The 4173-nt window shown below is 34.3% G+C and carries 4 protein-coding genes and 1 riboswitch; all 4 genes read right to left on the bottom strand.

Annotated elements, in window-relative coordinates:
* Nucleotides 1-75: 75 nt before the first annotated feature.
* Nucleotides 76-1989 (bottom strand): APC family permease, encoded by a 1914-nt coding sequence (locus AAHB15_RS29735; protein WP_446715903.1) that lies wholly within the window; start codon nucleotides 1987-1989, stop codon nucleotides 76-78.
* 36 nt (nucleotides 1990-2025) lie between these two features.
* Nucleotides 2026-2595 (bottom strand): hypothetical protein, encoded by a 570-nt coding sequence (locus tag AAHB15_RS29730; RefSeq protein ID WP_342043883.1) that lies wholly within the window; start codon nucleotides 2593-2595, stop codon nucleotides 2026-2028.
* 219 nt (nucleotides 2596-2814) lie between these two features.
* A riboswitch (cyclic di-AMP (ydaO/yuaA leader) is annotated at nucleotides 2815-2952 on the bottom strand.
* A gap of 200 nt (nucleotides 2953-3152) precedes the next feature.
* Nucleotides 3153-3710, bottom strand: coding sequence for a CBO0543 family protein (locus tag AAHB15_RS29725; RefSeq protein WP_342043882.1), 558 nt, complete (start codon nucleotides 3708-3710; stop codon nucleotides 3153-3155).
* 185 nt (nucleotides 3711-3895) lie between these two features.
* Complete coding sequence (locus AAHB15_RS29720) at nucleotides 3896-4033, bottom strand: hypothetical protein (RefSeq protein ID WP_342043881.1); 138 nt, start codon at nucleotides 4031-4033, stop codon at nucleotides 3896-3898.
* Between the last annotated feature and the right edge of the window lie 140 nt (nucleotides 4034-4173).

Raw genomic sequence — 4173 nt, 5'->3', positions numbered from 1 at the left:
TGTATGTACATTATTTCACAATCCATTAGCCTCCAAAATATAAAAGACATGAGAATTTCCCATGCCTTTTATGAGCTATTTCTTTAAATGATAAGGTACTGTTGTAATAACAACATCTTTATGTCTATATAACCATAATCGAAGTAATAAAGCCGTTTGATTGTGCAGTAAGTTATGCCACCACTTCTTAGGAATAAATTGAGGTATAACAACCTGGATTTGTGATTTATATTCTTCTTTTTCTTCAATCATTTTAATTAATCTTGAAAAAGGCTCTAAAACCGATCTATATTTGCTCTTCAACGTGATCAATCTGCATGGATTTCCCCATTCCTCCCATTTTGTCTCCATCCTTTTCATAGAGTCATCATCAAAACCAACATATACAGCTAATAAGTTATCATGGGATATGCCCAAAGCAAAAGATAAGGTGTTATGCACTACTCGATGCACTCCTGAAACAAGAACAATTGTGATAACCCTGTTTCCTTTAGGCTTTAAGGTGTTAATATCAATCTTTAACTCATCTGCAATGTTTTGATAATGATGGTGAATGGCCATTGAAAAGAAAATAATTGCAGGAATTACAATTAAAACAACCCACGCCCCACCTGTAAACTTGGTTACTCCAAAAATTACAGCAACAATGCTCGTGATTATTGCCCCAACCGTATTTATCGCTAATTTAATTTTCCATTGCGGCCCTTTCACTCGCCTCCACCGCTTTATTAAACCAAATTGAGCAACTGAAAAGGATAAAAACACTCCAATTGCATATAACGGAATTAAGGCATTTGTGTGAGCATGGAATGCAATAATCAATAAACTAGCGGTAGCGGCAAGAGCAATAATTCCATTAGAATATCCTAGGCGATCTCCTCTATTCGTCAAACCTCGAGGTAAAAAGCCGTCAGCAGCTACGATAGCAGCTAGTTGAGAAAAACCTGTAAATGTTGAATTAGCTGCAAGAATAAGTACGATAAAAGTAAACCAGATGATAATTTGATATATGATGCCATGTCCAAAATAATCCTCTGTTAATTGAGAGAGCATTGTATTACCAGGCGCTGGACTAATACCTCTTACATATAAATGATAAGCAAATCCTAAAAGGGTTATAGATGTGATTGTTCCTAACGCAATATATGTTTTAATCGCATTTTTTTGTTGGGGTTCTCTAAAAATCGGAACAGCATTTGAAATAGTTTCAATTCCTGTTAATGCTGAGCAAGCAGAACTGAATGCTTTTAATATTAGTAAAATCGTTATGCCTTCGGGAACCGTGCCGAATGGAGGTGTGCTCGGTTGAACAAAACCATGCTTCACCTCGTCAAAAAAACCAGTAAAAACAAGTAATAACATACATGCCATGAACCCGAATGTAGGCCAAGCAAAAATTTTAGCAGACTCCGCAACCCCTCGAAGATTCACCATTAATAAGAGAAAAACACAGAGAATAGCAAGGACCGTTTCATATGGAGCAACTATGGGATAAGCTGAGACAATGGCTTCTAATGCAGCTGAGACAGAAACAGCTACCGTTAATATGTAGTCAACCAGCAATGAACTTGATGCAATTAAAGATACCCAACGTTGTTTAAAGTTATCTTTGGCAATGGCGTATGCCCCGCCTCCACTTGGATATGCCAGGATTCCCATGATATATGAGAGTATCAAGATGAACAATAATATAATAGTGGAAATGGTAATCGGTATGATATACCATTTTGCTTCGTTTCCTAACTTTACTAGTTCTGTAATTCCCGCTTCAGGGCCGTATGCTACGGATGAATAAAGGTCAGCAGAAAGAATAGGTAATGCAATATACCAAATTAACTTATTGTGCTGAGCGTGCAATTCTGCGGTTCTCATCGGTCTGCCGATTAATGCACGCTTAACACTGTTGAAATTCGAAATAGAAAACCAAATACCGAATACGGCGATTATAGCCAATAACAATTCAATAACTTGAGCTGGATGAGTCAAAATAGTTATTCCTTTCTAAGATAAAATGAGAACGATTACTTAGTATTGAAAAAAAGATATAGGTTCGGGACTTAATTTGATGTTATGCTCTAGATTTACTAAATTAATAAATTTTTTTATATCCTCTTGAGTTTCACAAATCTGTATGTGTTCAATCCAAATTGCAAATTGTTTTTTTTGTATACAGGTTAGAACCATAGGGAAATTATTGCTTGATTTTAAAACATACCATCCTTTTCTTAAATCTTTCAATGGCTTCCTCATAATAGAAATAACCTTCAGCATTCTTCTTTTAGACCAATTTTTTTTATCTTGCTCAATACGAATTAATTGATAAATTTCGTTCAGCACGTTTTTTTGTGACTTCATTTCGATTGTGGTATTAAATCCTGCCTCTTTTATAGCACGATGAATTTCTTTCTCACTGTCAGCAAACCAGAAGCCTAAAACATACCTTTTTTCGTTTACTATTTTCCAAACTGCACCAAATATTCGATACTTCATTGTATAAATATCAAGGTATCCTTTATGTAATCCAAAGTATGTTGGTACAGGAGTGTCTAGATAAAAGCGTAAATTACCAAAATTAAGATAAAAAGGTTCACTCATAAGTACTTCTCTCCCAAAAAATGTTGAACAAGTAGTATAATCAATAAATATAGTTTTCCATTATTTAATTGATTAATCCGAATAAACCCAAAATGTTTTTACGTTGTTAAGCTAAGTCAACACCTCCAAATTGAGAGATAAAAATAAAAAAGCCCACAGTTAATTCAAGTTTGCCTTTTTGCAAAAAAACAAAAAAGCCCCTAAATTAGGCGGTCTTTAGACCTCCTTCGCTTTTGCCGACGAAGTTAGCTGACGGGTTAGGATGGCGAAAGAGTTAACATCCCTTCTACTAATCGTAGAATTAACCCCAAAAAATTGGGTCCTCCGTTCCCTTACGGGATTAGGCATTTTAAATTGTTTTTTATGTGCATGATATTACGCCGAACTTTTTAACTTGTAAAGAGTAAAATATAATCCCTTTTGAAATTTTTAAAATAAATTCTATCCATTCTTACTCTTCTTTGATTCATTATCTTTAACAAAACTGCTTCGTTTGCGGAACAAGAAAAGCGACTGTTCTATTGAACAATCGCCCTCGTTCTTGAAATTAGTATCATTTATTCTTTTCCTTTGAAATGTGACTCAATTAAATTAATTTTTTGAAGAACCACTTTTACAAATACTCCAATTAAAATATAAAACGGGACAGAGTATAAATGATTCCATTTAATTATTTTGTATATCCCAAGCCATTGAAAGATATTTTCTCCTATATATGAAGCAAAAAACGCATAGGTTATAGTTGCTAATATGTATTTTTTCCACATAGGAAATCTCTGATAAATCATACAATAAATAAAGGGAACAATAGATAAATCAGCAGGGGTAAATTCATCTCTTTCAAATGGTGTTAAAGTATATGGATATACCCAAAAACCTAGGGACATACCAATTTGATCAAAAATGAAAGCAAATCCTGCTGTAATCAGCCCAACCAGACTTATTTCTTTTAAACGAGTTTTATCGACAAATCTCCACCATAAAAACAATGGAAAAATAATAACAAAAATTTCAAACCACCACTGATATGTAAAAACCACTTCTTGAGTCCAGTAATCGAGCCACAACTTTCGGAGGTAGTCATAGGTCTTTTCTAATTTTTGAAAACTGTCCATTATACTACTCCTTTTTTAATTAAGAACCATTTACATACATCCCTGTGGGTCCATAACTTTAATACCCCACATAATATCCTAATTATTACCATTTCTTTTTTGACTATCCTGCCCCTTTAGTTGAAATACAAAAAAGAGCTGCCGCCGCAACTCCATCTCAAGCCTCGTTAGAAGTAAAACATCTCTTAGTGATTTCCTGACACAATAACTAAATCGTGTAACAATTTGACCATTTTTCCCATTTTCCAAGTAATTATTACTAAGCTGATTGCTATTATAGCTAAACTTCCTACCTTTATAACCTCTAATTGGTCTTTATTCACAATATTGAACCCCCATATGTTTGGTCTAGGAATTCATATTCTGCAACGCTCATGATAAATCCTTCTTCAAGTAATCTGCCCAGTTAGCACAACAAGAAAAAAAGACCGCAGCAGCGATCAGTTTTGAGCATAAACACCTG

The organism is Bacillus sp. OTU2372 (genome assembly GCF_038440275.1).
Classification (GTDB): domain Bacteria; phylum Bacillota; class Bacilli; order Bacillales; family Cytobacillaceae; genus Neobacillus; species Neobacillus bataviensis_B.
The sequence above is the reverse complement of the archived record's forward strand: the minus strand, read 5'-3'. Positions and strand labels throughout refer to the sequence as shown.